The sequence below is a fragment of the Nocardia sp. NPDC050406 genome (assembly GCF_044459025.1).
In the GTDB taxonomy this organism is placed as follows: domain Bacteria; phylum Actinomycetota; class Actinomycetes; order Mycobacteriales; family Mycobacteriaceae; genus Nocardia.
In genome coordinates this window covers 474276-499542 of the sequence record NZ_JBITIM010000001.1, presented here as the reverse complement: position 1 = coordinate 499542, position 25267 = coordinate 474276, and the positions used below count along the sequence as shown (strand labels likewise).

Below are 25267 nucleotides of genomic sequence, written 5' to 3'. Positions count from 1 at the left end.
GAGGTCTCAGGTGTCGGGTGCAGTATGGGCAGTAATCATAATTCTGATAGTGGCGGCGGTTGTCGCGGTGGCCGCGTTCGCATTACGGCCGATGTGGCGCAGTCGCCGACTGAAAAGCAAATTCGGGCCGGAGTACGACCGGACCGTCCAGGAGGCCGAGGATCGGCGCGCGGCCGAACGAGAACTGGCGCAACGGGAGCGGCGGCATTCGGAGCTGAATCTGCGCGAACTCTCCGAGCACGAGAAGCAGCGCTACGAGATGGAATGGTCGCGCGTGCAGGAGCAGTTCATCGACGATCCGCCGCAGGCGCTGGGCGCGGCCGATCGACTGGTCATCGCCATCATGGCCGACCGCGGCTATCCCACCCAGAGTTACGAGCAGCAGGTCGCCGACCTGTCGGTGGAGCACGCGCAGCCGGTCGGGCACTACCGCACCGCCCACGACATCGCCACCGCGGCCGCCAGCGGGAGAGCCTCCACCGAGGATATGCGCACCGCCATCGTGCACTATCGCGAGCTGTTCCAGGACCTCCTCGTCGGCGCTGGCCACCATTCCACCCACAACAAGTGAGACAGCCATGAGAATCGGATCCGACCGCAACAAGAAGAACGAAGCGCCCGTCGACGACACCACCGCCGATGATCAGCGCGTCGCACCGCACGCCGCCGATCAACCCGGCACCGGGGCGGGCGATCAGTCCGGCTACGCCGCCGGTTCCGAGCGCGCCGGATACGCCGGGACCGCCGACCGCACCGGCGCGACCGAGGCGATCCAGCGCCCCGACCAGTCCGACGAGCGCATTGTGAAATCCGGTGGCCCCGAGCGTGATTTGGGCACCCATCGGGCTCCGTCGACACCCACGCTGGAGACCGGGGAGCCGTTGATCGCCGTCTCCGAGGTCGAACGGCTGCGCATGCAGTGGCGTGAGGTGCAGGGTCTGTTCGTCGACAATCCGCAGGACGCGGTCTCGCGCGCCGACGAACTCGTCGAGGGCGCGCTGCGCCAGCTCACCGAGACCTGCGCCGATCGCAAGCGCAAGCTCGAGGGTCGGTGGTCGCGCGAGGACTCCGGCGATACCGAGGAATTGCGTCAGGCCATGCGCGGCTACCGCGCCTTCTTCGACCAGTTGCTCGCCACCGGCGGCTGATTCGGCGCCGCCACGAACATATAGCTCTTCTCCTCGACGCGCCGCTGGATCCACCAGCGGCCGTCGACGCGCGTGAAGGTGTCCAGATACCACAGCCCGCACAGCATGAGCTGGTCGCGACCGTCGCCGCCGGGCACCATCATGGGGTTGTGGCACATGGTGCGCGCGGTCGCGGTGTCGCCGTCCACGCTGATCGCGGAATTGCTGACCAGGTGTTGGAACGCCAGGAAATTCGGCATCACCTCGGCGAGGAATTTCTTGGTCGCCGCCAGGTCACCGGACGGTCCACCCATGGCCGTGTAGTCGATATGCGCGTCGGCGGTGAAGATGTCGTCGAGCAGGTCCCACTGCTGGGTGTCCACCGCATGCGAGTACCGGACCATGAGGTCCTGGATTTCGAGTCGGTCCGAGATTTCCTGTAGGGACAGCAAGGGGGCCTCCGTCGTTCAGTCCGTCGCCTCGCGGGCCGCGCGTTGTCGGCGTCGAGATTCCATGCGCGCCAAGTGTTCCGGAGAGAAGTCCGCGGTCCACAGCGGTTGCAGCATATGCCAGTCGGCCGGATGCGCGGCGATATTGGCGGCAAAGCGATCGGCGAGCAGTTGGGTGGCGCGCTCGACTCCGCCGGAGGTGTCGATGGGCGCGCCGATGGAGAAGCCCCAGCCGTCGGGGGTGAACCAGCAGTGCACCGGCAGCAGGGGCGCGCCGGTGTCGATGGCGAGGCGGGCGGGGCCCGAGGGCATGCGGGTCCATTCGCCGAAGAAGGTGACGGGCACACCGGTGCCGGAGAGATCGCGTTCGCCGAGCAGGCCGACTATGCGGCCCGCGCGCAGGCGCTCGGCGAGCAGGTCGAACGGTGGGGTCGCGCCGCCGGAGAGCGGAATCAGCTCGAATCCCAAACCTTCACGGAAGCGGACAAAACGGCGGTACAGCGATTCGGGACGGAGCCGTTCGGCGACCACGGTGGGCGGGCCGACGCGCTGGACCACCCACACGCCCGCCAGATCCCAGTTCCCGCTGTGCGGCAGCGCCAGGATCGCGCCTCGCCCCGCGCGCATGGCGGTGTGGATGTGCTCGACGCCCTGGGCGCAATCCTCGATGCGCTGCGCCAGTGTCACCGGATCCATCCCCGGTAGTCGGAACGCCTCGCGCCAATACCGCGCGTACGACCGCAGACTCGCCCGCACCAGATCGTCGGGCACTTCTTCCGCCGGAACGCCGACCACGCGGGACAGGTTGCGCCGCAATTGTTTCGGTCCGCCGTCGCGGCGCGCCGCGCGATCGGCGACGGTATCGAAGAGCCGGACGGCGACGCGTTGCGGCAGTGCCCGCACCACCCGCCAGCCCGCCGCGTACCCGAGATCCCATAGTCGATCGGCAGCGCTCATACCGCGATTGTGCCCTGTGCGGACACGTCACGGACCGGACGCGTGCGAAACCGTCCAGCTCGTACCACTTCGCGCGACCCCGTGTGAGACACGATCGACCGGGTACGCGTGGGGGAGGATACGAAGGAGGAATTCGGCATGCGCGATATCGGCCACCGTTGGATCACCGTCGACGGAATCGACACGTTCTACCGCGAGGCGGGTCCCGCCGACGCGCCGGTCCTGTTGCTGCCGCACGGGTATCCGTCGTCGTCGTTCGAATTCCGCCATCTCATGCCCGCGCTCGCCGACCGCTGGCGCACTGTCGCGCCCGACCTGCCCGGTTTCGGGTACAGCGCGACACCCGAGGACTTCTCCTACACCTTCGACGGGTACTCGGAGTTCCTGCGCCGCTTCACCGAGGCGCTGGGTCTGTCCTCGTACGCGATCTATCTGCACGACTACGGTTCGCAGTTCGGGTTGCGGTTGGCCATGGACGCGCCGGGGCGGGTGCGCGGGCTCATCATTCAGAACGGCGATATCTACGAAGACGAGCACGGGCCGAAATACGCTCCGCTGAAACGGTTCTGGAACAATCCGACCGAGCAGGGCAAGGCCGCGCTCGCCGAGGCGGTGAGCCTGGAGGGGTTCCGGGGCGAGTTCGTGGGGGAGCTGCCCGAGCATCTGGTCGACCGGGTGAGCCCGGATCTGTGGACGCTGTCGTGGGCGCGCATGACGCCCGAACGGCGGGCGCATCTGGTGGATCTGCTCGCCGATCAACGCCACACGGTGTCGTGGTTTCCCAAGCAGCAGGCGTATCTGCGCGAGCACCGGCCACCGACGCTGATCGTGTGGGGCCGCCACGACGGCTATATGCCCGAGGGCGCGGCACGGGCCTATCACCGCGATCATCCCGAGGCGGAGTTGCACATCCTCGACGGCGGGCACTGGCTGCTGGAGACGCACTTGGACGAGGTCACGGGGCTGATCCGGACATTCCTCGACCGCATTACGTGAGCGGGATTTATGTGTAACCGTCGGTTACAGATACTTTCTTCGTCCGGAATCGGACGGGAATCTTGGTGATCACCGTACCACCGCCGCTGCGGTGCAGCCACACGGCGGTCGCCGCGAACAGCGCGACGGTCAACCAGATGTAGGCGTTGTGGGTGAACAGGCCGAGTCGACCCGCCGGAATATCGAAAATGCTGCCGTAGTGCAGGCCGAGCAGTTCGAAGACGCCCCCCGAGGTCACCGCGAACACCAGCAGCAGTGCGGTCGGCACGAGCACGCCGCCGTGGCGCAGCGCCAGATGGCCCAGGTAGATCAGCAGCGGGGCCAGCCAGACCCAGTGGTGGATCCAGCTGTAGGGGGAGACGACGGTGGTGGTCAGACCGCACAGGACCACAGCGGGCAGTTCTCGACCGGTCGCCGAGAGTTGCCGCGCCAGCAGCAGACAGACGGCGACGAGCGCGAGCACCGCGAGGAACCACAGCACCTGCAACTCCCCGGCGGTGCCCAGGGACCGGGCGATCATGCCGCGCAGCGACTCGTTCTGCGGATTCTCCGGCACACCCACCCGCGTGGGGTCGGCGAACGCACCGCTCCAGAAGGTCAGCGAATCCTTCGGCAGCACGGCCACACCCACCACGATGGTGGCGACGAGTGCGCCGATGGCGGTGGCGGCGGCGCGAATTCGGCCCGTCACCACCAGGTAGAGCACGAAGAACAGTGGGGTCAGCTTGATTCCGGCCGCGATACCGGTCAAGACGCCCTTGAGGCGCGAGGAATCGGGCAGTGCCATATCGACCAGCACGATGAGCATCAGCAGAATATTGACCTGCCCGAAAGCCATCGTCTGCCGGATCGGTTCGCAGAACAGCAGCAGCCCGGCGAGGGGCGGGCCGATGAGCAGCAGTCGCCGATCGCGGCGGTACCCGAGCAGCGACAGCGTCGCCCAGACCGAGCCGGTGAGCATGGCGAAATTGGCGAGCGCGCCGACCCAGGTGAACACCGTGCCGTGCAGCGCGACCAGCGGCACGAACATCAGCGCCGAGAACGGGGTGTACACGAATTCCCACACGCCGCGGGTATTGCCGCGCAGGGGGCTGTCGTAGACCGAGACGCCGTCCACGACCCGCTGCGCCGCGATCTCGTAGGTGCCCAGATCCATCAGGTGCATCATCATGGTCGGCGCGGCCAGGACCTGCTGAATGTAGTAGCCGCCCGCCAGCACACCCACGATCGAGACCGCCCAGACCACGCTCACCGGGATGGCACGTCGCGGCGGCGCACCCCGATTCGAGACCTCGAGCCGCTCGACCGCCACTGACATGCCTGACCCCCATTGCTTCGGGCTTCCGCTTGCGGGGACCACCGTAGTGACCATCCGGCTCGACCGCACACCGCGGGCCGTGAACGGGACGGGGCTCGCGGGTCAGCGCCTCGCGACGGTCGGGTCGTTGGGCGGGGGCGCGGTGGAGCCTCGGAAGACCAGGCGACGCGCGGGCAGCACCGTCGACGCGGCGTCGAGGGGCGTGCGCCCGGCGAGGTGGTCGATGACCGCGCGGGCCGCGCGTTCGCCCTGGCGGCGGGCGGGTTGGGCGACGGTGGTCAGGTTGATCATCTCGGCGATCGGGTGATCGTCGACGGCGACCACCGAGATGGATTCGGGGACCGGCAGGCGCGCGTCGTTGCGGAGTTTGCGCAGTGCTCCGGCGGCGACCTCGTCGGAGTGGCAGAACACGGCGGTCGGCAGGGGTTCGTCGATATTGAGCAGTCGGTCCATGGCCGCGCCGCCCTCGTCGAGACCCCAGCGCACCGAGACGACGTAGTCCGCACGGAAGGGCAGTCCGGCGGCGGCGAGTTGGTCGCGGTAGCCGCGGTAGCGGTGGCGGTCGGCATCCCAGGCGGTGCCCTCCACCGATTCGGTGCGGATCATGGCAATGCGGTTGTGTCCCTGGTGAATCAGATGGCCGACGGCTTTGCAGGCGGCTTCGTGATCGTCGAATCGGATGGTGGGCAGACCCTCGGTGTGCGCGCCGACGCTGATGACCGGATAGCCGCGCGCGGTGAGCAGGTCGCGGTCGGTGTTGGCGATCGGCGCGGCGAGGACGATCACGGCGTCGACCTTGCGCCGGTGCGGTAGCGCGGCGAAGAAGGCCGTGCGTTGGTCGGCGGTGGGCAGGCAGTAGAGCAGCAGGTCCAATCCCGCTGTGCGCAACTCGGATTCGATGCCGCCGAGGACGCTCGAGTAGAACCAAGTGTCGACCACGGGGGTGATGACCGCGACGCGGCCGGTGGTCTCCGGGGCGGCGATATAGCCCAGCTCCTCGGCGACCTTTCGAATGCGTTCGCGCAGTTCCCCGGAGACGCCGGGCTCGTTGCGCAGGGCACGCGAGACGGTGGGGATCGAGACATCGCGGCCGACCCGGGCCGCGATATCCGCGAGGGTGACCTGTTTTCGGCTCACGGCATCCACTGTAGATGACGCAAAAAGTTGCGTACATCGACGATGAAGATCACCTATAAAAGCAGGAAATTACGTTGTGGCGCAGCCTTGACCGGCAGCGGGAGCAGCGCAATTATCGTTGTATCGACTGTCGTCGAATCCCTTCGTTTTCGTGTTGCAGGTGACGGCTCATGAACCCGGCGACCACTTCTTCCGGCGATGCCTGGTGGCGATCGGCGGTCATCTACCAGGTCTATCCGCGCTCGTTCGCCGATGGCGACGGCGACGGGGTCGGCGACCTCGCGGGACTGCGGGCGCGGCTGCACTATCTGGCGGAATTGGGGGTCGATGCGCTGTGGGTGACCCCGATCTATCCGTCGCCGATGGCCGATGGCGGGTACGACGTCGCCGACTACCGCGATGTCGATCCCTCCTACGGCACGCTCGAGGACGCCGAGGCGCTCATCGCACAGGCCCACGCGCTGGGGTTGCGGGTGCTGTTCGACCTCGTGCCCAATCACACCTCCAGTGCGCACGCGTGGTTCCGGGCGGCGCTGCGCGGTGATCCAGGTGCGCGGGAGCGCTATTGGTTCCGGCCCGGTCGGGGTGTGCACGGCGAGGCACCGCCGAACGATTGGGAATCGATCTTCGGCGGTTCGGCCTGGACTCGTGTCCCCGACGGGCAGTGGTACCTGCACCTGTTCGCACCGGCCCAACCGGATCTCAATTGGGAAAATCCCGAGGTGCGTGCCGATTTCGAACGCACGCTGCGCTTCTGGTTCGACCGGGGGCTCGATGGGTTCCGCATCGATGTGGCGCACGGGCTCGTCAAGGACCCGGCACTACCGGACGCCGGGGTGCGCGGTGCGGGGCTGAGTCGTATCTGCGAGCATCCGGCATGGGACCAGGACGGCACCGCCGAGCTCTACCGGCCCTGGCGCGCTATCGCCGACTCCTATTCGCCGCCAAAGGTATTCGTCGGCGAGATGCATGTCCGCGACAATATTCGGTTGGCCCGCTACCTGCGAGAAGACCTGCTGCACTCGGCATTCCAGATGGATCTGGTGCGTTCCCCGTGGCGGGCCGAGCATCTGCGCGCGGTCGTCGACGACGCGGTCGCCCAGGCCACGGTCGTGGGCGCGGCGCCCACCTGGGTGCTGACCAACCACGACGAGACGCGGATCGTAACCCGTTATGCGCGTACACAACCCGATACCGAGATCGGATCCGAATGGGACCGCGGCCGATGGGCCGACGAGACACCCGATCACACCCTCGGCCGACGCCGCGCCCGCGCCGCGGCGCTGTTCCAACTCGCCCTGCCCGGATGCGCCTACGTCTACCAGGGTGACGAATTGGGCCTGGAAGAGGTCGAAGATCTGCCCGGTGCGGCGCGCCGCGACCCGACCTGGGCCCAATCGGGATACACCGATGTCGGTCGCGACGGCTGCCGGGTGCCGATCCCGTGGGCCGACAGCGCTCCGCCGTACGGCTTTTCGCCCGACCCCGCGGTGGAACCGCCGTGGCTGCCCCAACCCGCGACCTGGGGTGATCGCACCGTCGCCGCCCAGTCGGCCGACCCCAGGTCGTTCCTCACGCTCTACCGCGAGGCGCTCGCGCTGCGGCGGGCGCACTGGGCTCCCACACCGGCGATCGAATGGCTCGACACCCCGCCGGGCGCGCTCGCGTTCACCAATGGCGTCGCCCAGTGCTGGGTCAATACCGGTCCCGAGGAACTCGCGTTGCCCACGGATCTCACTATCGCACTGACCTCGCTGCCGGGACTCGGTCACACACTGCCGCCGGATGCGTCGGCATGGCTCCTACACAACTGAAAACACCCTGGTTACAAAGGAATCGAACAATGTCTCAGGAACGAGAAGCCATGCTCGGGCAGCGCGGTCTGCGACCCCTGGCGTCGTTGGGTACGTGGACCCTCGCGGCAATCGCGGCCTCGGTGGTGATGTCCTTGGTCAGTGCGATCGCCGACGGCATCACCTACGCCGACTTCGAGAACAGCCGCGCCGAGGAGGGGGAGTGGCAGTCGCCGGTGTGGATCGGAGTTGTGTGGCTGTTGCTACAGCTCGCCAGCGCCGTTCTGTTCATCGTCTGGATGTGGCGCGCGCGGCTCAATGCCGAGGCGTTGTGTCTGGCACGCCATCGCCGCTCGCGCGGGTGGGTGATCGGCGGCTGGTTCTGTCCGGTGGTCAACGCGTGGTTCCCGCAGATGATCATGTCCGATATCGTCCGCGCGAGCGATCCCCGAACGCCCTCCGATGCACGGGATCTGCGCGCCCGTCCCGCCAGCCCGCTGGTCGGCGTGTGGTGGACGGCCTGGTTGGCGACCTGGGTGCTCACCTGGGTGAGCGTGCGGTTGAGCGCTCCCGAATGGGAGAGCGAGACCACCGAGGACTACTACGTCACCACCATGGGGCCACAGGGCGGCTGGAGCCTCATCGTCGTGGAGGTGCTGATCTCCGGCACGCTCGCGGTGGCCGCTATCAGCTTGGGGGCCATCATGATTCGCGTGCAGGGCTGGCAGGAAATCCGATCGGCTGAGCGCCAAGGCAGCTAGGGCGTAGACGGCGCCGAGGACACAGGAGGCCGACCAGCCCCCGTGGGTGTAGGCCCAGGCGGTGGTGATCGCGCCGAGGGCCGAGCCCAGCGAGTAGCAGGCCATGTAGACGCCGATGACGCTGCTGGCGCGGGTGGGGTGGGCGGTGGTCAGCAGGTGTTGGCTGGTGACGTGGACGGCTTGGATGGCGAAGTCGAGGGCGAGAATGCCGAGCACGAGTAGCCATAGGGCCCAGCGGGTTTGGGCTATCAGAAGCCAGGAGGCGGCGAGTAGCGCGAGGGACCAGGTGGTGACGCGGGAGGCGTGTCCGCTGTCGGCCCAGCGGCCCGCGCGGGCGGCACCGAGCGCTCCGGCCAGACCGGCGATACCGAACAGGCCGATCTCGGCGGTGCTCAGCTGCCATGGGGCGGCTCCGAGGGGCAGGGCCAAGCCGCTCCACAGGGTGCCGAACGAGGCGAAGAGGAAGAACGTGATCAGTGCTCGGTTCCGGAACAGGCGATCGGTGCGGACGAGCCGGGCCATCGACGCCAGCACCCGCGTGTATCGGGTGTCGGCGGTGCGCGGGTCTGGGCGCAGGCGCGCTCGGGTGGTGAGTGCGAGCAGCGCGCACGCCGCGGCGAGCAGGGCGTAGATCGCGCGCCAGCCGACGGTGTCGCCCAATGCGCCCGCGAGCACGCGGATTCCGAGAATGCCGATCACCACGCCCGAGGTGACGGCACCGATATCGCGGCCGCGCTCGCTCGGGTCGGAGCGGGCGGCGACGTAGGCGACGGTCACCTGCACCACCACGGCGAAGAGGCCCGCGACCGCGAGGCCCACGATCGAGAGGACGGCATTGGGGGCGACGGCCACGAGGGCGCATCCGAGGGCGGTGAGCAGCAGGTGGGTGGTCATCAGGGCGCGGCGGTCGAGCACGTCGCCGAGGGGGACGAGCACGATCAGGCCGAGGAAGTAGCCGATCTGCCCGGCGGCGACCAGCCAGCCCAGTGCGGCGGCATCGACTCCGAGATCGCTTCCCGCCCTGGCCAGGACGGGTTGGATCGCGTAGATGGTCGACACCGCCGTGGCGCACACCAGCGCCAGGAGCAATCGCTGCGATCGGGTGACCTCTGTCGACACCACAACCTCCAATTTGGTAGCAAAATGAAACCATTCGAACCGTAGGGCATAATGGTTTCGAATTGCAGCCGATCGCGAGGAGTGCGATGCCGACGCCCGATTCCGGCCGCGAGTGGACCGACCCCACCTGTCCCGTGGCGCGCACGGTCGACCTGGTGGGCGATCGGTGGAGTCTGCTGATCGTGCGCGACGCCATGGACGGCGCGGCGGCGTTCACCGAGTTCCAACAGCGCCTCGGCATCGCCCGCAATATCCTCACCGACCGTCTGCGCCGCCTCGTCGAGCACGGCATCCTCACCACCGCGCCGACCCCGGGCGGCAAACGCCACGTCTACGAACTGACCGACGCGGGACGGGACCTGTTCACCACCATCGTCGCGTTGCGGCAGTGGGGCGAGCGGCACGCCTTCACCGCCGACGAACCGCGCTCGACGCTGACCGACCTCGACGGCGGTCCCGTCGCCGAACTGCGCCCGGCCTCCGAGCGCGGCGAACCCCTCGCGATGACGACGACCCGCGTCAACAAGGTCGGCTGACACGGCTCGCGCCGCTGGCCGCGTAAACACGTGCTACGCGGAGGGACTCACCGTCAGCTCGAGGTGCGCGGCTGATCCGAATCCCTCGGCCAGCCCGTCGGATCGGTGACGGGGCGATCGACGTCCACCGAGACGATCGCGCGGGCTTCGTACTGGGTCGACAGGACGATGTGGGTGTCGATGGTGCCGTGTTCGCCGATGCGCTCGGCGAGACCCTCGAAATGGTGCAGGGAGGCGGTGCGGACCTTCAGCAGGGTGCAGTGGCTGCCGCTGAGTTTGTGGACCTCGACGACCTCCGGATAGTCCTCGGCGGTACTGGTTTTCAGCAGGCAGCGGCCGAGGGCACAGCGCAATTGGATGAACGCCAGGACGGGCATACCGGTGCGGCGCGGGTCGACGCGGGCGGCGTAGCCGGTGATGACGCCCGAATCCTCCAGGCGGCGAACGCGATCGGCGACGGCGGGGGCGGAGAGGTGAACGCGGCGGGCGAGTTCGTTGTAGGACAGGCGGCCATCGGCTTGCAGTTCGGCGAGGATCCGCCAATCGGTGTCGTCCAGGGGTTTGTTCATCCGTAAACCGAAACCTCGCGATCGCATTGCGAACGACAGCCATGGAAGGCGAATCGCCTTGATCGGCTTATTCTTTCACCCTCGCCCGGCTTCTAGCGTTGTTATGCATGACGGCGATCGAGACGCACGAACCGACACGGGAACGACGGTGGCTGACGGCATTGTTCCTCGGGGCGGCGTCGATGAGCCTGGCCATGGTGACGGCCAGCACGATGGGGACGCTGGTCGCGGCCGAGGCGTGGGGCGCGGCATGGTCCGGGCTGCCGAGTGCGGCGGGGGTGGTCGGCACCGCGATCGGGGCCGCCGTATTGAGCGCGGTGATGGCGCGGCGGGGGAGACGCGCGGGTCTGGTGACCGGGTACGCGGCGGGGACGGCCGGTGGGGTGCTCGCCATGTTCTCCACGACGACGCCGTGGGTGCTCGTCGCGGGCATGGCGCTGCTCGGAATGGGGAACGCGGCGGCGCAGCTGTCGCGCTACGCGGCCGCCGAGGTGGGATCGCGGCGCAGCGGGACGGCGCTGGCGGTGGTGGTGTGGGCGGGAACCCTTGGGGCCGTGGGTGGTCCGCTGTTGCTGGCCCCGATGTCGGCGGTGGCGTCGGCGGCGGGGTACGCACCCGGTGCGGGGATCTTCGCGCTGGGCGCTGGGGCGGTAGCGCTGGCGACCTTGGCGGCGGCGTCGCTGCCGCGCACCGATGCCGTGGCACCGCGGGCGATGACCACGCATACGGTGGCCGAGCTGCCAGTGACTCCGCTGCTGCCGGTGGCGACGTCGCCGACACCGGTGGTTCCGCCGTCGCATCGCGCCCCCATGCGTCTGGCGCTGGCCACGATGCTGGCGGCCCAAGCGGTGATGACCATGATCATGACCGCCGCGCCCGTGGCCGTGCACCAACACGGCCACGGCCTGCACACCGTCGGCGCGATGATCTCGGTCCACACCTTCGGCATGTTCGCGCTCGCACCGCTGTCGGGTCTGCTGTGCGACCGTTTCGGCGGCCGCGCGCTGATCGCGACCGGCCTTGCGCTACTGACGTTTTCGTCGATCACCGTGGTCATCGCGTCCGGCGGCCCAGCCCTCGCGCTCGTGCTGTTCGCTCTGGGGTACGGCTGGAATCTCGCCTATATCGGTGCCAGCCACGTGATTTCGGGCAATCTGCCCCCGATCGACCAGGTGCGGTTGGAGGGCACGGTCGAGACGCGGGTGTGGGGCGGGTCGGCGGCGGCCACGGTGGCCTCCACCCTGCTGTTCGCGACCGGCGGCTACGGCCTCGTCGCGACGGTATCGCTCGCGATCCTCATCGTTCCCGTGATCGCCCTGTACCGAACAGTCGATCGTCCGACAGCGTCCTAGCGGACGGGCTATCCCGCTGGCCAGCCGCCGTTGTACCGCCGCTCGTCGGAGTCGTCTCCGACCAGGTGCTGGATGCCGAGCTTCTCGGCGAACAGGTGACGCTGCGTGATCCACCCCAGCACCGCGAGGCCGATCCACGACAGCGTGGCGGTGATCTGCTGCCAGCCCGGGTCCGGGTGGCGCAGGAAGGCCAGCGAATCATCCATCCGGCCCAGACCGCTGAGGATCATGCTCGCGCCGCCGATCGACGTCAGCCACAGCAGGGCCCGCGCACGAAACTTGTTGGCCAGGAACGCACCCGACACGCAGACGGCGGCCGCGACGATCATGCTCAACGCCCAGTTCTTGTCACCCGGCTGCAGCACCGTCGCCAACTTCGTGCCGATCATCGCGCCGGAGAGCCCACCGATGAAGTACGTCGCGAACCGAAACACCAGCGACGTCACCACCCACGAGGACACCGCCCCGATCGAACCGATCAATACCAGCCAGGTGAACGATGCCTCGAACAGGTCCGCGATCATCCAGCCGAGCCCGAACCCGATCGCGAGGATCCCCAGGTGCACCGACCGGATCCCGTAGAAACACAGCAGCGCACCGACCAGGACGACCACGATCCCGTTCATGAGACTCCTCTCGACCAGCCGACTGTGCCCGCCGACGCTACGGAACCGCAGGCGCTGGGACCTCACACGCCGCGGGTGAAATCCTCCGCGCACGCACTCGGGTTCGGTGAGATGAGTGCCGCGGGCGCACCCTGGGCCTACTGTCCGCCGTGGAGCTCCGCTATGACGTTTTCGACCCGCCGCGTGCGCGTTTCGGGCTTCTTCGCCTTCTCGATGTTGAGCACGTGGACGCGTTTGCGGCTGTGGGAGAGCTTGTCGTAGGCGGCGCGAGCGGTGGGGTCGGCGTCCAGGGCGCGGGTGAGCTCGGGCGGTTCGACCAGGGCCGGGGGATCGGCGTCGAATTCCAGGTCGACCTCCACCTCGTCGCCGGTGGCGACACCGGCGGCTTCCCGGTTGGCCTTGCTCAGGCCGAGCAGGTAGCGGCCGCGCATGATCGCCACTCGGCTCTGCCAGGAGTGGCCGTTGATGGTGATGGTCACCCTCGGTCGCTTGCCCGCGCCGAGGGCGTCCACTACCTCTTCGGGGACCTCGAGCCCTCGCATGGGCTCCGGTGGCTCGACGAATGTCCGAAACTTCATGATGCCCTCCTGACAGCAGTTGGCTCACGACGGACCCGACCGGCCGGTCCTATTGATCTCGAGACTATCGCTCGAGCGGGTTATTCGGCGTAAGGCTGATCCGCGGCCTTGGCGCTGTAGGCGAGACTCCAGATGTAGCCGTCCAGGTCGGCGAAGGTGCCGCCGTACCCGCCCCACGGCAGCGCCCCGGCCGGTTTGAGAATCGTGGCACCGGCCTTCTCGGCCTCGGCGATGATCTCGTCGACACGCTCCTGGCTGCGCACGACATAGGTGAGCACCAGGCCGCCGAAGCCGCTCCCCTCCGGATTCGTGCCCACCTGCTGCGCCAAGCCCTCGCGGCCGTAGAAGCCGACGAGTGCGCCGCCATCGGACTCGAAGAACACCGAGACGCCGTAGTCGTTCTTGATCGTCCACCCCAGACCCTCGGTGTAGAACCGCTTGGACTTCTCCATATCGGCGACACCGAGCAGGATCGAGCTGACGTTCGCTTTCATGATTTCTCCTTTGTCACATCGGCGTGGGATTGCCGGTCAATAGGTATGACAGCCCCGAACGGAAGAATGTGACCGATGGTCCAGCACGATTGGCTGAACGAACAGTTCGCCGAACACCAGAGCCGCTTGCAGGCGGTCGCCTACCGCATGCTCGGCTCGCGCGGTGAGGCCGAGGACGCGGTGCAGGAGGCGTGGCTGCGGGTCAGCCGCGCCGACACCGATCAGATCGAGAATCCGGCCGGATGGCTGACCACGGTCGTCGCGCGGGTGTGCCTGAACATGTTGGAGGCCCGTCGAATTCGGCCGGAGGATTCCTCCGGAGCACTGCCGCCCGAGTCGGAGGTGCCGGACCCGGGCATGCAGCCGTCCGGTCCCGAGGACGAGGCGTTGCTGGCCGATTCGGTCGGTGTCGCGTTGATGGTGGTGCTGGAGACGCTGAACCCCGTGGAGCGGTTGGCCTTCGTCCTGCACGATGTCTTCGCCGTGTCGTTCAACGAGATCGGGACCATCATCGACCGCTCCCCGGCCGCGGCGCGGCAGCTCGCCAGTCGGGCGCGGCGGCGGGTGCAGGGAGCGGCGGAGGCGTCCGAGGCCGCGCGATCCCGGAAGCGAGAACTCGTGGCGGCCTTCCTCGCGGCCTCCCGCAACGGCGATTTCGCGGCCTTGGTCGAGCTGCTCGATCCGGACGCCGTGCTCGGCGAAGTCCGTGGCGGGCAGGCGGTCGCGGCCTTCTTCTCCGGACGGGCGCAGGCCGCGCGACTGGCACTGGTCGACGGGGTCCCGGCGGCGGTCTGGGTGCACCAGGGTCGGCCGAAGGCGGTCTTCGAGTTCACCATCAGCGACAACGCCATCACCCGAATCGTCATCGACACCGACGAGGAGCGCTTCGCCGACCTCGACATCGTCTACCTCAGCGCCACACCGGTCGTCGACCTCCGCGAGAATCCGGCGTGAGGGGCCCACGGCTCACGGCCTTCCATCTCACCGTCCACGACCTCGACCACGCACTCGCGTTCTACCGCGATGTACTCGGCCTCGAGGTGCACGGCGAGGTCGAATGCGAAGGAAGGCGATGGGTGACGGTCAACCCACCGTCGCAACCGGACATGCGGATCGTTCTCGAAACCCCCGACGGGGTCGCCTCGGCAACCGACCGCCTGACCCTCGAGGAGCTGATCGCCAAGGGCCTGGCAGGCCGTCTAGTCTTCGCCACCACCAACTGCGACACCACCTTCGCGCACCTCGAAGCCGCGGGCATCGAGGTGATCCAAGAACCGACGACCAACCCCGACAACACCCGCGACTGCGCCTTCCTGGACCCCTCCGGCAACCTGCTGCGCTTCACCCAACCCTGGCCCGCGGTCCCACGCCCGCCACACGAAGGGCCCACCGATGCGTAAGGTCCGCTCAACCCCGGGCATGCGCCTGATCAACCGATTGATCAGCGCCCGAGCCCGCCGCTCCACCACCTCCCTCCTGGGCATGAACATCCTGATCCTGCACACCACAGGCCGCCGAACCGGACAGCCTCGCCAGTCACCGGTCGCCTGGTTCCCCGACGGCGACCACCAGTGGCTGATCGCAGCCTCCGCCGCAGGAGCCGCCGCCAACCCGGACTGGTACCACAACCTGAAAGCCCACCCCACCCAGATCGCGATCGAACTCGACAACCACGGCCCACTACCGGTCACCGCGACAGAACTCACCGGCACCGACCGCGAGCACGCCTGGCAGCAGATCGTCACGGCAGCACCACGATTCGCCAACTACCAACGCAAATCCACCAGAACCATCCCCGTCCTCCGCCTGACTCTCCAGCGCTGCGCGCGAGGCGAATCGTCGCTGAAATGACAGAACCCGTTGCGATGCAACGGGTTCTGTGTCGATCAGCACGAAATCTGATCATCGAGTAGCGGGGGGCCGGATCCAGCCAAATTGGATCCAGACTACGGAATCGACGGCCACACTTCCCACGCGATGCGGCCTGCGGACTCACACACCCGGGACTCTTCGGCGGCGTCGGGCGGCCATGCGACGCTGACCTCCACCACCTCCACCAGTGACGGGTCCGGACGATCGGGGGCATCGGGGACGACGCGGTACCCGAGCCACGGGTTCCAGATCTTCGCGGTAGTCGCGTAGACGCATGCTTTCGCGGCCTCTGCCCGGTAGGGGACGTTGTCGAGCACCCAGACCTGCGTCGGTCGACCATTCACCACCGCGTTGGGCCGGGATGGGAATTTCCCCTGGTTCCGCTGCAGGTCCAAACGCACTCGGACTTCGACCGAGGGATGAACGTCACCCGACTTCACAGTCCACCGGCAGCTGTTCTGCGACAACCGTGCGGACCGGGTTCCCGGGATGTTCAGCACCATGTCCAGCGTCGGGGTCGCGACCCGGCTGCACAGATCCACGCTCGCCGCTGAACTTGCCGGATATGTCAGGTGCCGGAACGCCCCCGTGGCCATCGCCCGCTCCGCGGCGTCACCGACTCGCGTGGCGACGGCCCGCCGATCGATGTCCTCACCGGGATCGGGAGCGGGGCCTGTCCACGAGGCGCGGGTAACGACGGCATCCCCGTTGTCGTGATAGACGATGTCGATCACGGCGTCACCGACACCCGGTGTCCGCGAAGGGGCTTCCACGCCCATACCCCGATGGACAGTGCCCGAATCCCGGACCGTCAGTCCATCGGCGTGGTAGCGGTCGAGATCGATGTCTTCAGTCACCTCGACATCGAGCACCACCCCCCGATCGGACTGGTCCGGTCTTCCCACCAGAGCAAAGCAAGTCCGCAGAGCCAGAGGGCGGATCCCCCGCACCGTGATCCCCGGACCACCCACCACATCGGAGGTGACGAAGCCGCACGGATCGACAGTGGCGATCACACCAAGGCCGACCTCAGCTGCATCCGGATTCGCCCGACCCGGAATCGGGGATGTCGCCGCCCGATACGTGAACGCGCCCGCGACGAGCACGGTATCCACGACAAGCGCCCCCACCAGCAGAATCAGTCGGCTCCTCCGCATCACCGGCACCACCTCCGGCGATCACAGTGCCACAGCTCCATACCCGAATCGCGGAGCCACACACGCATTCACAATGCCGCGTCCCGTACCGCACCTTCGGTGACCGTGGCGACCCGTCCGAACCGGTAGGGTTCGATTTGGCTTTGAAATAGAAGAGCGTGAATCCCTTTGTAATACAAAGAGATTCACGCTTCGTTGTGTCCGGAGGGGGACTTGAACCCCCACGCCCTAATACGGGCACTAGCACCTCAAGCTAGCGCGTCTGCCATTCCGCCACCCGGACCGGTGGTGCTCAGCAAGGTTATCGGATGAGGCCGTGGGGACCAAATCGGCCTCGGGAGGGGGTGGGTGTGGTTGCCGCCGGGCCGAAGGGCTTGGTGGCCGGGCGGCCCCCCGTAGGTGAACGGAGCTGGTGGCGAGAGGTCGCCACCACCCGTTCAACGGCTGGAACGTCAGGCGTTGAGCGCCTCGAGCAGGGCGGCGCGCTGGCGCGAGCCCAGTCCGCCGATGCGGCGGTCGGCCGGGATCTCGGCCTCGTCCATGAGCTTGGCGGCCTTGACGGGGCCGATGCCCGGCAGCGCCTTGATGACCGCGGCGACCTTGGTCTTCTTGACCAGGTCTTCCTTGTCCGCGCGCTTCAACACTTCGGCCAGCGAGACCGAGCCCTTCTTGACCTGCGCGATCAGTTCCGAACGAGCCTTGCGGACGGCAGCGGCCTTGGCCAGTGCCTCGGAGCGTTGTTCGGGGGTCATCGTGGGCAGAGCCATATGTCGTTCCCTTTCACTCGTCGCTGGTAACTCGTCGGCGTCGATTCAACATCACGACTGGCCGGGCGCAAGTCCGACACACCGCGCGGACCGGGGGAGCCCGTGTCCGTGTCGCAAGGCGGATGACCAGGCACGGTGCCGCGGGGGCGGCATTTCAGGTGGGGTTGACGGGTTTTCGACCGGGCCGGGTGATCATCGAAAACACCTGCGGTAGCTGACCTTTCGCTGATCATGCGGGCCGAATCGCGGGGTCGGCGAAGGCCACCGGACAGGCGACCAGGTGTTTGCTGGTCGAATCTCCTGGCAAATACGGGACTTACCGACCCTCGGGGGTATTACCGTGTGCCGGAACATCGCGACGAGCACCGGCGGAAGGCGGCGCAGATGAGCAGGTCGTATCCGTACGCCGAACGGGAGACCACCACGACACCGTTGGCGGACCGATATGACAGTGCCGCGCCGCTGGCCTGGAACGGACGCAGCGTGTACCCGATGCACTGCGAGCCGTTGGGCGTCGAGGCGTGCATCGTGACATTGACGCTGCGCTCGGTCGCACCGCCGGAGGGCGTCCGCAGCCTCGGGGTGGGGCTGTCGGTGGAGGGCGGGCACGTACTGCTCGACGGCCGCAAGCTACGCGGCGTGGATGTGTGGAGTGACGCCATGCGCGGGGGAGTCGCGCTGCGGGTCTGCCCGATCGGCCCGGGCGCGTCGTTCTCGCTCACGCCCGTATGGGTCGACGAATCCGAGGCGATCGTGTCGTGGACGGGCAACTACGGGATCGTCGTCCAACGCGGGGAACCCACGATCCTGCGCTGTAGCACCGGCGTCGGCGGCCCGAACTTCGACGAACTCGTGGTGGAGCTGCGCACCGGCAACTCCGCCGCCGTCGCCGAGCCGGAACCGACCTCCGATGCCAGCCGCTACCGCGACGCCCTCTACGAACTCGGCGTGGCCATGCACGGCCGGGGCGAGGAAGAACAGGCCTGCCAATTGTGGACGCAGGCGGCAGGTTTCGGCCATATCGGCGCGGCCTACGACCTGGGTGTGGTCCGCTTCCGCCAAGGTGCATGGGCCGACGCGGAGCACTGGTGGCGCACCGCCGCCGACCACGGCGACCCGCGCGCCATGTCCGGGCTGGCCGAGGTGCTCGACCGCCGCGGCAATGCCAGCGAGGCCCGCGTCTGGCGCGCCGCCTGCACCGCCGAATCCCTTGACCAAGGCGGCAATTGACCCGTTTCCGGCACGCCATGCGCACTCGCACCCCACGCCCCACGCGACCCGCCCCATGAGGGGGAACTGGTGGCGGCGTCGTGCGAGAGCGCCGCGCCACCAGTTCCCCCTCGTGGGTTACCGCGCGGCTTGGCCGTTCTTGTAGCGGCGCAGGTACTCGCCGGTGAGGGAGTTGGTGGCTGTCAGGAGCTCGGCGGGGGTGCCGGTGAAGACGATGTCGCCGCCGTTCTTGCCGCCGTCTGGGCCGAGGTCGATGACCCAGTCGGCGTGGGCGACCACGTCGAGGTTGTGTTCGATGACGATGACCGTATTGCCGCGGTCGACCAGGCCGTCGAGCAGTGCGAGCAGCGTGTCCACATCGGACATGTGCAGGCCCGTCGTGGGCTCGTCCAGAACGTAGACGGTGCCGGTGTTCTGGAGTTGGGTGGCGAGTTTGATGCGCTGGCGCTCACCGCCCGACAGCGTGGACATGGCTTGGCCGAGGCTGAGGTAGGCCAGGCCCACTTCGTTCATGGTGCGCAATTTGGCATTGAGCGCCTTCTCCGGGAAGAACTCCACGGCCTCCTCCGCCGACATCTCCAGCACGTCGGCGATGGACTTACCGCGCAGGTGGTGGGCGAGCACCTCCTCGGAAAATCTACGGCCGTCACAGGATTCGCAGTGGGTGGTGACCGGGTCCATGTAGGCGACCTCGGTGATGATGACCCCGCGGCCCTCGCATTCGGGGCACGCGCCCGCGGAGTTGAAGCTGAACAACGCGGCCGGTTCCCCGGTGGCTTTGGCGAAGAGCTTGCGGATGGTGTCCATCAGGCCGAGGTAGGTGGCGGGGGTGGAGCGCGAGGACGCGGCGATGGCGGATTGGTCGACGAACACCGAATCCGGGTAGCGCGACATGAATTCGTCGCGAATCAGACTCGACTTGCCCGACCCCGCGACCCCGGTGATGGCGGTCAGGATGCCGGTGGGGATGCGCGCGGTGACGTTCTTGAGGTTGTGGGCGACGGCGTCGGCGACGACCAGTTCCCCGGTGCTGGACCGGAATCGTTCCTTCACCCGGAAGGTGCGGCGCAGCCCCGCCCCGGTGAGGGTGTCGGCGCGTTCGAGTTCGGCGAAGCTGCCGGTGAAGACCACCTCGCCACCGTGCACGCCCGCGCGCGGCCCGACATCGACGATGTGGTCGGCGATCTGGATGACGTCGGGATCGTGTTCGACCACCAGCACGGTATTGCCCTTGTCCCGCAACGCCTCCAGCATGCGGTTGAGCCGACCGACATCGCGCGGGTGCAGCCCGACACTGGGCTCGTCGAAGATGTAGGTCATCCCGACCAGGGTGCTGCCGAGATGTTTGATCATCTTCAGCCGCTGCCCCTCACCGCCGGAGAGGGTGTTGGTGGGGCGATCCAGGCTCAGGTAGCCCAGCCCGATATCGGCGACCCGGCCCAGCGCGACCCGGGTGGCGTCGGCCAGTCCGCGCGCGGCCTCGTCGGTGACCTCGTCGAGCACCTCGATGAGATCGGTGATCTGCATGCGAGTCCATTCGGCGATATTGCGGCCCTTGATGGTGGTCGCGAGGGCCTTCGGATTGAGCCGCGCGCCCGCGCAGGCCGGACAGGTGCCCTCGGTGAGGAACTTCTGGATCTGCTCACGGGTCTTCTCCGACAGCCCCGAGGTGTCGCGCTTGACCTTCGAGCGCGTGAATTTGTCTGCCAGCCCTTCGTAATTGGCCTTCCAGCTGCCCTTGGCGTAGGTGAGCTCCACCTTGCCGCCGCTGCCGTGCAGCAGGTCCTGCCATTCGGCGTCGGTGTAGTCGGCGAGCTTCTTGTCCAGGTCGAAGCGCCCGGAATTGCCGTACAGCTGCCAGTCTCCGCTGCCGACCCCGTAGCCGGGCAGCAGGATCGCGCCCTCGTTCAACGACTTCGACCGGTCCACGATCTTGTCGGTATCCACCCGCACGCTCACCCCGAGGCCGTCGCATTCGGTGCACATGCCCTGGGGTGTGTTGAAGGAGTAGTCGTAGACCAGCCCGGTCGAGTTCTCCCCGAACCGCGCGAACATGGCCCGGATCATCGAATAGATGTCGGTCATGGTGCCGACGGTCGACCGCGGCCCGCCGCCGACGGGCTGCTGATCGATGATGACCGGCGCGGTGAGGTTCTCGATGGCCTCGGCGTGCGGGCGTTCGTAGCGCGGCAGGAAGTTCAGGATGAACGCCGGGAAGGTGGCGTAGAGCTGCCGCTGCGATTCCACGGCGATGGTGTCGAAGACGATGGAGGACTTGCCGGATCCGGACACACCGGTGAAGACGGTGATCTTGTCCTTGGGGATGTCGAGAGAGACGTTGCGCAGATTGTGCTCGCGGGCACCGAGAATCCGAATCGTATCGGCGGAGGCGATTGGCATCCTCCTACGATGCCATCCACACCCCCCTCGACGTGCGGGGTGTTGTGACGTAAATCACATTTGCCAAGGGTTGTCCCGACGGTGCCGCACAGCTCCCTCTCAGCACCGCCCCTCTACGCTGGCGGGCGACAGCGGCGGGTCCGGCCCGCCGCGCTGCATCCCGGAGGATCGATCATGAGGACCATGCGATGGACGGCGGTCGCCGCCCTCGCCGTCGGCGCGACACTGCTGAGCGGCTGCACCGATGTCGAGCGCGCGCTGAACAAGGGCGGCGACACCAAGTGCAGCGAGTACCTCGCGCAGGATCCCGACGATCAGCGCATGACGGTCACCAAATTCATCAAGCAGCAGACCAATACCGAGTCCGAGCCGACCGGCACGTCGGTGGACTTCACCATGGCCTCGGTGCAGGCGCTGTGCTCGGTGCAGGCCAATGCCGACACCCCGATCAAGAACGCCGATATCGCGGGGATCTTCTTCAACAAGTGACGCGGCGCGCGCCTACGCCAACGGCGTCAGGCGCACGACCACGCCGCCCTGCTGCCAGGTCTGATAGATATCGGCCTTGTTGGGCGAACCGTCGGCGGTGAAGCCGATGCCGTTGAATTTGGCGTTGTTCTTGTTGTCGCGCGCGATCACCTCGTAGAGCTCCATCACCGACTTCTCGTCGTCGAGTACATCGGCGAGCATCTCGGTGGGCGCACCGCCCATCGACACCTTCACCGGCACATTGCCGCGCAGGTTCTTCACCCATGGCCGCAGCGCCGTCCCGATGAGCAGGTCACCGTCGTGGCGGGTGTAGGCGACCGGAATGTCGTACACCTTCCCGGATTTGACGCCCACCACGTGCAGGGTGGCCAGCCGCTTGCCGACACCTTTGGAGAGCACCGGCACCTTCAACAGCCCGCGCACGATCGTGTTGATCACGTTCTGGTACCCGCGGATCGGCTCGGGACCATCGGTACTGGGTGTGCCGTAGGGATTCTCGGACGGTGTGCTCATCGGGCGCGCTCCTCGACGAAATCGGTTCGGACGCAACCCAGTATCGCGCCGTACGCGCCGTCACGCCGGGGCCTCGCACCGATTGTCGGCGCGCGCGATGTGTGATCAAGTAGGAGCACGGAGTGATCCGGTTCATTGGGGAATGGGGTAGCGCATGAGTGCCAGAGCCGAACTCGAGCGGGAATTGGGTGGGCCGCTGGCCGCGCTCGACGCGCTCACCGAGGCGGAGATCGCCGATCTGCTGGGGCTGTTCCAGCAGGCGCAGCGGACCGAGCAGGCCGCCATGGTGGAGGCGGTGGACAAGACCGTCAGCGCACTGCCGTGGCCGTTGAAGACGGCGGCGAAGAAGATCATGTTCGGAAATCGGTTGGGCTGATGAGTGATCTGGTGACCCGGGCCCAGGTGATTCTGCTGGCCCGGACCTTGCACGTCCCCGCCGAACGCCTCGCGCACCTGGAGAAATTGGGTGCGGCGGGACTGCACGAACTGCAACAACGCATGGCGCGCGTGATCTTCGCCCGGCACAACGCGACGTTCTCGCGACTGAGCATGCTGGTTCCGGTTGTGCCGCTGAGTATTTCGCTGCCGCTGGTACAGCGTTTGGTGCCGCCGGTGATGGCCGGGCGCGCGGCGGGCGCGATCGGCGTGGACCATCCGAAGAAGGCCGCCGAGGCGGTGGGCATGCTGGATCCGGCCTACGCCGCCGACGGCGCGCCCTACATGGATCCGCATACGGTGGGTCAACTCGCCGACGTCGCCCCGGCCGAACCGGTGGTGCGCATCGTCAACGAGATCCTGCGCCGCAAGGACTACGTGACGGCCGGACCGTTTCTGGCCTACGCCACCCCGACCTTGATCGAGGCGGTGGAGAAGGGCGTCCACGACGACGAGGGCCTGATTCGATCGGCGGCGTACTCGTATTCGGGCGAGAGCATCTCGGTGATCGTGCGGCATCTGCTGGGCGGGGCCGAGCAGCGGATCCCGCGGCTGGTGCGCACGATCCTGGACGGGGACAAGGAGTTGCGGCTGGCCGCGCTCTCGGTCTTCGCGCGCACCGACGCCGATGTGATCGAGGGGATCGGCGACATTCTGTTCGAGCAGGCCACGCCGGAGGAGATCGCGGATCTCGTCGCGACCTTCCTGGCCGACGAGGCGAGCGCGGAGACGCTGCGGTTCCTCGCCCACCTGAGCCCCTCGGCGCTGGAGCGGCTCGCAGCCAATCCGATCGTCCAGGACCGGGGGGCAGTCACCACGCTGGTGGCGGCACTCGACGGCTGCGACGATCTCCAGCAGTGGCGCGGACTGTTCCGCCTCGCCGAGCATGTCGCACCGGAGGTGGCACGTCGTGCCGGGACGCAGCTGGGTGGATTCGACACGGCGACCCTGACGGGGCTGCCGTCACTGGTCGCCGAGACCGAGCAGTGGCCCGCCCTGCTGAGCCTGCTGGCCGCGGCCGAGGCGGACGCGCAATCACGCGTGGGCGAGACCTGGTCGACATTGGATGCCACGCGGCGGACGGAGGTCGACCAGCGCATCCGCGAGCTGGGCTACACCGAGTCGCTGTCGGCACTGACCGCGACATTGCACCTCGTGCATTGAACCGAACTGCCGCCGCCCGCAACCGCTCTCGGCGGCGGGCGGCGTCGGCTCAGCGCTGGCGCAGTTCCTCGATGGTGCGGGCGAAGGCGAGCGCGCCGTGCCCGTCGGCGACCTGGCGGTCGATGAGGTTCTTCACCGGGCCGATGAGGTCCAGGGCCACCCCGGCATCGCGGCTGGCGCGCACGATGGCATCGACTGCCGCTTTCTGGAAGCCGAGGTGCTGCACATCGGTGGTGTAGTCGCCGGAGTCGATGGCCTTGCCGTATTCGGGCAGCCCGTGCGCCATGGCGGTGAGCCAGGCCGCGGTGCGCTCACCGAAGGCCTCCGCCGAGACCCCCACCGACCCGACCATGGCGGCGGCGTGGAAGAACCCGCTGAACATCAGGTACATCGAGGACAGCAACGCGAAGTCCTGCAATGCCGCCAATCCGGCGTCCTCGCCGAAGTACTCGGCCGAACCGAGCAGTTCGAGGGTGTCGAGATTGCGGTCGAAGACCTGCCGCGCACCGCTGTAGAGCAGCGCCGAACCGGGCTGACCGATCATCGGCGGAATCGCCATGATGCCGCCGTCGAGGAACTCGATGCCGTGCGCGGCGGCCCACCGGGCCAGTTCCCGCGACTCCTCGGGCGCGGTGCTGGTGAGATTGATCAGCTGCTTGCCCGCCAGCTCGGCGACCACCGGATCGAGGGTCTCGTGTACCGAGGCGTGGTCGAGCAGCACCGCGACGATCACGTCGCTGGCACGCACTGCCTCGCGCACCGAGGCCGCGCCCCGAGCGCCGCCCGCGATCAACTCGGCGTCGCGGCCCGCGCTGCGATTCCACACCGTGGTCTCGCGGCCGCCCTTCAGGAACGCCGTCGCCAGGGCCGAACCCATCGCGCCGAGACCCAGAACGGTGACGGTGGGGTGCTGGTTGTCCGCCATTGCGGATCTCCTTCTAACGTGGGGAAAGTGGTTGTCGGCGCGCCGGAATCAACAGTGCTCCCGCCCGCGTTGCCCCACAAGACCGCACTAATTCGTCAGGCAATTACCGGCAGGTAAGTGAACAGGTAGCGAGGGTTTCGCGTGGGTGAGAAGAGATTCGGGCCATACTTCTGCGGCATCGACGCGGCCATGGACGTGGTCGGCGGCAAATGGAAGTCGCTGGTGCTGTGGGAATTGCACGAGCACGGCACCCGGCGCTTCGGGGAGCTGCGGCGCGGACTGCCCGGGGTGTCGGAGAAGATGCTCGGCCAGCAGTTGCGCGAGATGGAGGAGGACGGGCTCATCAGCCGCGAGGTGTTCCCGGAGATCCCGCCGCGCGTGGAGTACTCGCTCACCGAGGAGGGCGTCGCGCTCAATACCGCCTTGGAGCCGTTGGCGGTGTGGGGTCGGCGACGCATCGAGCGCATCGGCGCGGATCGGGTACCGCACCTGGCGTCGTGAGG

27 protein-coding genes, 1 tRNA gene and 2 pseudogenes are annotated in these 25267 nt (G+C 67.7%); 15 read left to right on the top strand and 15 right to left on the bottom strand.

Features of this window, described 5'->3' with window-relative positions:
• The first annotated feature begins 49 nt into the window (after nucleotides 1-49).
• Complete coding sequence (locus ACIBH2_RS02295; protein WP_397112517.1) at nucleotides 50-571, top strand: hypothetical protein; 522 nt, start codon at nucleotides 50-52, stop codon at nucleotides 569-571.
• Between the two features lie 7 nt (nucleotides 572-578).
• On the top strand, nucleotides 579-1148 hold the full coding sequence (locus tag ACIBH2_RS02290) for a hypothetical protein (RefSeq protein WP_397112515.1): 570 nt from the start codon (nucleotides 579-581) through the stop codon (nucleotides 1146-1148).
• Here ACIBH2_RS02290 and ACIBH2_RS02285 read toward each other — a convergent pair.
• Complete coding sequence (locus ACIBH2_RS02285) at nucleotides 1106-1579, bottom strand: nuclear transport factor 2 family protein (protein ID WP_397112513.1); 474 nt, start codon at nucleotides 1577-1579, stop codon at nucleotides 1106-1108. The genes ACIBH2_RS02290 and ACIBH2_RS02285 overlap by 43 nt on opposite strands.
• 15 nt (nucleotides 1580-1594) lie before the next feature.
• On the bottom strand, nucleotides 1595-2533 hold the full coding sequence (locus tag ACIBH2_RS02280; RefSeq protein WP_397112511.1) for a phosphatidylinositol mannoside acyltransferase: 939 nt from the start codon (nucleotides 2531-2533) through the stop codon (nucleotides 1595-1597).
• Nucleotides 2534-2671: 138 nt separating this feature from the next.
• Here ACIBH2_RS02280 and ACIBH2_RS02275 point away from each other — a divergent pair, with 138 nt between their 5' ends.
• Nucleotides 2672-3529, top strand: coding sequence for an alpha/beta fold hydrolase (locus tag ACIBH2_RS02275; RefSeq protein WP_397112509.1), 858 nt, complete (start codon nucleotides 2672-2674; stop codon nucleotides 3527-3529).
• A 7-nt stretch (nucleotides 3530-3536) separates the two neighbouring features.
• On the opposite strand, the gene ACIBH2_RS02270 is transcribed toward ACIBH2_RS02275, so the two are convergent.
• The gene (locus ACIBH2_RS02270) at nucleotides 3537-4847 is read right to left on the bottom strand and encodes a glycosyltransferase 87 family protein (RefSeq protein ID WP_397112507.1); all 1311 of its coding nucleotides are present in this window, start codon (nucleotides 4845-4847) and stop codon (nucleotides 3537-3539) included.
• Between the two features lie 102 nt (nucleotides 4848-4949).
• Nucleotides 4950-5984 (bottom strand): LacI family DNA-binding transcriptional regulator, encoded by a 1035-nt coding sequence (locus tag ACIBH2_RS02265; RefSeq protein ID WP_397112505.1) that lies wholly within the window; start codon nucleotides 5982-5984, stop codon nucleotides 4950-4952.
• Between the two features lie 170 nt (nucleotides 5985-6154).
• Here ACIBH2_RS02265 and ACIBH2_RS02260 point away from each other — a divergent pair, with 170 nt between their 5' ends.
• Together ACIBH2_RS02260 and ACIBH2_RS02255 are read left to right on the top strand one after the other, a co-directional pair.
• Nucleotides 6155-7798: a glycoside hydrolase family 13 protein gene (locus tag ACIBH2_RS02260; protein WP_397112503.1), complete on the top strand. Its 1644-nt coding sequence runs from the start codon at nucleotides 6155-6157 to the stop codon at nucleotides 7796-7798.
• Nucleotides 7780-8538, top strand: a complete 759-nt coding sequence (locus ACIBH2_RS02255; RefSeq protein WP_397116782.1) for a DUF4328 domain-containing protein — start codon at nucleotides 7780-7782, stop codon at nucleotides 8536-8538. Before ACIBH2_RS02260 ends, ACIBH2_RS02255 begins: the two co-directional genes overlap by 19 nt.
• A gap of 324 nt (nucleotides 8539-8862) precedes the next feature.
• Here the strand turns inward: ACIBH2_RS02255 and ACIBH2_RS02250 are convergent.
• A pseudogene (locus ACIBH2_RS02250) lies at nucleotides 8863-9612 on the bottom strand (MFS transporter); the annotation flags it as partial.
• 131 nt (nucleotides 9613-9743) lie between these two features.
• On the opposite strand from ACIBH2_RS02250, the gene ACIBH2_RS02245 reads away from it, so the two are divergent.
• Nucleotides 9744-10193 (top strand): winged helix-turn-helix transcriptional regulator, encoded by a 450-nt coding sequence (locus tag ACIBH2_RS02245; protein ID WP_397112501.1) that lies wholly within the window; start codon nucleotides 9744-9746, stop codon nucleotides 10191-10193.
• A gap of 53 nt (nucleotides 10194-10246) precedes the next feature.
• Here the strand turns inward: ACIBH2_RS02245 and ACIBH2_RS02240 are convergent, their stop codons facing one another.
• Nucleotides 10247-10762 carry an Lrp/AsnC family transcriptional regulator gene (locus tag ACIBH2_RS02240; protein ID WP_397112499.1) on the bottom strand — a complete coding sequence of 172 codons (516 nt, stop codon included), beginning with the start codon at nucleotides 10760-10762 and terminating at the stop codon, nucleotides 10247-10249.
• 107 nt (nucleotides 10763-10869) lie between these two features.
• On the opposite strand from ACIBH2_RS02240, the gene ACIBH2_RS02235 reads away from it, so the two are divergent.
• Nucleotides 10870-12114: an MFS transporter gene (locus ACIBH2_RS02235; protein ID WP_397112497.1), complete on the top strand. Its 1245-nt coding sequence runs from the start codon at nucleotides 10870-10872 to the stop codon at nucleotides 12112-12114.
• 8 nt (nucleotides 12115-12122) lie between these two features.
• On the opposite strand, the gene ACIBH2_RS02230 is transcribed toward ACIBH2_RS02235, so the two are convergent.
• The 3 genes from ACIBH2_RS02230 to ACIBH2_RS02220 all read right to left on the bottom strand — a co-directional run bounded on the left by ACIBH2_RS02230 (nucleotide 12123) and on the right by ACIBH2_RS02220 (nucleotide 13812).
• Nucleotides 12123-12740 (bottom strand): DUF4203 domain-containing protein, encoded by a 618-nt coding sequence (locus tag ACIBH2_RS02230; protein ID WP_397112495.1) that lies wholly within the window; start codon nucleotides 12738-12740, stop codon nucleotides 12123-12125.
• A 137-nt stretch (nucleotides 12741-12877) separates the two neighbouring features.
• Nucleotides 12878-13318: a YdeI/OmpD-associated family protein gene (locus tag ACIBH2_RS02225; protein WP_397112493.1), complete on the bottom strand. Its 441-nt coding sequence runs from the start codon at nucleotides 13316-13318 to the stop codon at nucleotides 12878-12880.
• An 80-nt stretch (nucleotides 13319-13398) separates the two neighbouring features.
• Complete coding sequence (locus ACIBH2_RS02220; protein ID WP_397112491.1) at nucleotides 13399-13812, bottom strand: VOC family protein; 414 nt, start codon at nucleotides 13810-13812, stop codon at nucleotides 13399-13401.
• 75 nt (nucleotides 13813-13887) lie between these two features.
• On the opposite strand from ACIBH2_RS02220, the gene ACIBH2_RS02215 reads away from it, so the two are divergent.
• From ACIBH2_RS02215 to ACIBH2_RS02205, 3 genes are read left to right on the top strand one after another with little or no spacing between them, the layout of a single operon-like run.
• On the top strand, nucleotides 13888-14766 hold the full coding sequence (locus ACIBH2_RS02215) for a sigma-70 family RNA polymerase sigma factor (protein WP_397112489.1): 879 nt from the start codon (nucleotides 13888-13890) through the stop codon (nucleotides 14764-14766).
• Entirely contained in the window at nucleotides 14763-15212 is a 450-nt protein-coding gene (locus ACIBH2_RS02210; RefSeq protein ID WP_397112487.1) for a VOC family protein, read from the top strand. The genes ACIBH2_RS02215 and ACIBH2_RS02210 overlap by 4 nt, the downstream gene beginning before the upstream one ends.
• Nucleotides 15205-15663, top strand: coding sequence for a nitroreductase/quinone reductase family protein (locus tag ACIBH2_RS02205; protein ID WP_397112485.1), 459 nt, complete (start codon nucleotides 15205-15207; stop codon nucleotides 15661-15663). Before ACIBH2_RS02210 ends, ACIBH2_RS02205 begins: the two co-directional genes overlap by 8 nt.
• A gap of 95 nt (nucleotides 15664-15758) precedes the next feature.
• On the opposite strand, the gene ACIBH2_RS02200 is transcribed toward ACIBH2_RS02205, so the two are convergent.
• From ACIBH2_RS02200 to mihF, 3 genes are all read right to left on the bottom strand, one after another.
• Nucleotides 15759-16799: a hypothetical protein gene (locus tag ACIBH2_RS02200; RefSeq protein ID WP_397112483.1), complete on the bottom strand. Its 1041-nt coding sequence runs from the start codon at nucleotides 16797-16799 to the stop codon at nucleotides 15759-15761.
• 240 nt (nucleotides 16800-17039) lie between these two features.
• A tRNA-Leu gene (locus ACIBH2_RS02195) sits at nucleotides 17040-17124 on the bottom strand.
• 169 nt (nucleotides 17125-17293) lie between these two features.
• A complete protein-coding gene (gene mihF, locus ACIBH2_RS02190) occupies nucleotides 17294-17608 on the bottom strand; it encodes an integration host factor, actinobacterial type (RefSeq protein ID WP_067708976.1) in 315 nt (104 codons plus the stop codon).
• Nucleotides 17609-17992: 384 nt separating this feature from the next.
• Between mihF and ACIBH2_RS02185 the strand changes: the two genes are divergently transcribed.
• Complete coding sequence (locus ACIBH2_RS02185; RefSeq protein ID WP_397112480.1) at nucleotides 17993-18838, top strand: tetratricopeptide repeat protein; 846 nt, start codon at nucleotides 17993-17995, stop codon at nucleotides 18836-18838.
• 117 nt (nucleotides 18839-18955) lie between these two features.
• On the opposite strand, the gene ACIBH2_RS02180 is transcribed toward ACIBH2_RS02185, so the two are convergent.
• Nucleotides 18956-21238: an ATP-binding cassette domain-containing protein gene (locus tag ACIBH2_RS02180; RefSeq protein WP_397112478.1), complete on the bottom strand. Its 2283-nt coding sequence runs from the start codon at nucleotides 21236-21238 to the stop codon at nucleotides 18956-18958.
• Nucleotides 21239-21412: 174 nt separating this feature from the next.
• On the opposite strand from ACIBH2_RS02180, the gene ACIBH2_RS02175 reads away from it, so the two are divergent.
• Nucleotides 21413-21727 (top strand): hypothetical protein, encoded by a 315-nt coding sequence (locus tag ACIBH2_RS02175; RefSeq protein ID WP_397112476.1) that lies wholly within the window; start codon nucleotides 21413-21415, stop codon nucleotides 21725-21727.
• Between the two features lie 12 nt (nucleotides 21728-21739).
• Here the strand turns inward: ACIBH2_RS02175 and ACIBH2_RS02170 are convergent, their stop codons facing one another.
• Nucleotides 21740-22240, bottom strand: a complete 501-nt coding sequence (locus ACIBH2_RS02170; protein ID WP_397112474.1) for a nitroreductase/quinone reductase family protein — start codon at nucleotides 22238-22240, stop codon at nucleotides 21740-21742.
• Between the two features lie 154 nt (nucleotides 22241-22394).
• On the opposite strand from ACIBH2_RS02170, the gene ACIBH2_RS02165 reads away from it, so the two are divergent.
• Nucleotides 22395-22616 carry a hypothetical protein gene (locus ACIBH2_RS02165; RefSeq protein WP_397112472.1) on the top strand — a complete coding sequence of 74 codons (222 nt, stop codon included), beginning with the start codon at nucleotides 22395-22397 and terminating at the stop codon, nucleotides 22614-22616.
• On the top strand, nucleotides 22616-23839 hold the full coding sequence (locus tag ACIBH2_RS02160) for a hypothetical protein (protein ID WP_397112470.1): 1224 nt from the start codon (nucleotides 22616-22618) through the stop codon (nucleotides 23837-23839). Before ACIBH2_RS02165 ends, ACIBH2_RS02160 begins: the two co-directional genes overlap by 1 nt.
• 49 nt (nucleotides 23840-23888) lie before the next feature.
• On the opposite strand, the pseudogene ACIBH2_RS02155 reads toward ACIBH2_RS02160, so the two are convergent.
• Nucleotides 23889-24767, bottom strand: a pseudogene (locus tag ACIBH2_RS02155) (NAD(P)-dependent oxidoreductase); the annotation flags it as partial.
• 186 nt (nucleotides 24768-24953) lie between these two features.
• Between ACIBH2_RS02155 and ACIBH2_RS02150 the strand changes: the two are divergent.
• Nucleotides 24954-25265 carry a winged helix-turn-helix transcriptional regulator gene (locus ACIBH2_RS02150; RefSeq protein WP_397116780.1) on the top strand — a complete coding sequence of 104 codons (312 nt, stop codon included), beginning with the start codon at nucleotides 24954-24956 and terminating at the stop codon, nucleotides 25263-25265.
• Nucleotides 25266-25267: the final 2 nt, after the last annotated feature.

Excerpts from the sequence above, each read along its gene's own strand:
- ACIBH2_RS02280 (WP_397112511.1), bottom strand. The coding sequence starts at position 2,533 with ATGAGCGCTGCCGATCGACTATGGGATCTCGGGTACGCGGCGGGCTGG.
- ACIBH2_RS02260 (WP_397112503.1), top strand. The coding sequence starts at position 6,155 with ATGAACCCGGCGACCACTTCTTCCGGCGATGCCTGGTGGCGATCGGCG.
- ACIBH2_RS02165 (WP_397112472.1), top strand. The coding sequence starts at position 22,395 with ATGAGTGCCAGAGCCGAACTCGAGCGGGAATTGGGTGGGCCGCTGGCC.
- ACIBH2_RS02150 (WP_397116780.1), top strand. The coding sequence starts at position 24,954 with ATGGACGTGGTCGGCGGCAAATGGAAGTCGCTGGTGCTGTGGGAATTG.
- ACIBH2_RS02180 (WP_397112478.1), bottom strand. The coding sequence starts at position 21,238 with ATGCCAATCGCCTCCGCCGATACGATTCGGATTCTCGGTGCCCGCGAG.
- ACIBH2_RS02175 (WP_397112476.1), top strand. The coding sequence starts at position 21,413 with ATGAGGACCATGCGATGGACGGCGGTCGCCGCCCTCGCCGTCGGCGCG.
- ACIBH2_RS02185 (WP_397112480.1), top strand. The coding sequence starts at position 17,993 with ATGAGCAGGTCGTATCCGTACGCCGAACGGGAGACCACCACGACACCG.
- ACIBH2_RS02255 (WP_397116782.1), top strand. The coding sequence starts at position 7,780 with ATGGCTCCTACACAACTGAAAACACCCTGGTTACAAAGGAATCGAACA.
- mihF (WP_067708976.1), bottom strand. The coding sequence starts at position 17,608 with ATGGCTCTGCCCACGATGACCCCCGAACAACGCTCCGAGGCACTGGCC.
- ACIBH2_RS02160 (WP_397112470.1), top strand. The coding sequence starts at position 22,616 with ATGAGTGATCTGGTGACCCGGGCCCAGGTGATTCTGCTGGCCCGGACC.
- ACIBH2_RS02290 (WP_397112515.1), top strand. The coding sequence starts at position 579 with ATGAGAATCGGATCCGACCGCAACAAGAAGAACGAAGCGCCCGTCGAC.
- ACIBH2_RS02245 (WP_397112501.1), top strand. The coding sequence starts at position 9,744 with ATGCCGACGCCCGATTCCGGCCGCGAGTGGACCGACCCCACCTGTCCC.
- ACIBH2_RS02275 (WP_397112509.1), top strand. The coding sequence starts at position 2,672 with ATGCGCGATATCGGCCACCGTTGGATCACCGTCGACGGAATCGACACG.
- ACIBH2_RS02240 (WP_397112499.1), bottom strand. The coding sequence starts at position 10,762 with ATGAACAAACCCCTGGACGACACCGATTGGCGGATCCTCGCCGAACTG.
- ACIBH2_RS02235 (WP_397112497.1), top strand. The coding sequence starts at position 10,870 with ATGACGGCGATCGAGACGCACGAACCGACACGGGAACGACGGTGGCTG.
- ACIBH2_RS02215 (WP_397112489.1), top strand. The coding sequence starts at position 13,888 with ATGGTCCAGCACGATTGGCTGAACGAACAGTTCGCCGAACACCAGAGC.
- ACIBH2_RS02170 (WP_397112474.1), bottom strand. The coding sequence starts at position 22,240 with ATGAGCACACCGTCCGAGAATCCCTACGGCACACCCAGTACCGATGGT.
- ACIBH2_RS02220 (WP_397112491.1), bottom strand. The coding sequence starts at position 13,812 with ATGAAAGCGAACGTCAGCTCGATCCTGCTCGGTGTCGCCGATATGGAG.
- ACIBH2_RS02230 (WP_397112495.1), bottom strand. The coding sequence starts at position 12,740 with ATGAACGGGATCGTGGTCGTCCTGGTCGGTGCGCTGCTGTGTTTCTAC.
- ACIBH2_RS02205 (WP_397112485.1), top strand. The coding sequence starts at position 15,205 with ATGCGTAAGGTCCGCTCAACCCCGGGCATGCGCCTGATCAACCGATTG.
- ACIBH2_RS02225 (WP_397112493.1), bottom strand. The coding sequence starts at position 13,318 with ATGAAGTTTCGGACATTCGTCGAGCCACCGGAGCCCATGCGAGGGCTC.
- ACIBH2_RS02270 (WP_397112507.1), bottom strand. The coding sequence starts at position 4,847 with ATGTCAGTGGCGGTCGAGCGGCTCGAGGTCTCGAATCGGGGTGCGCCG.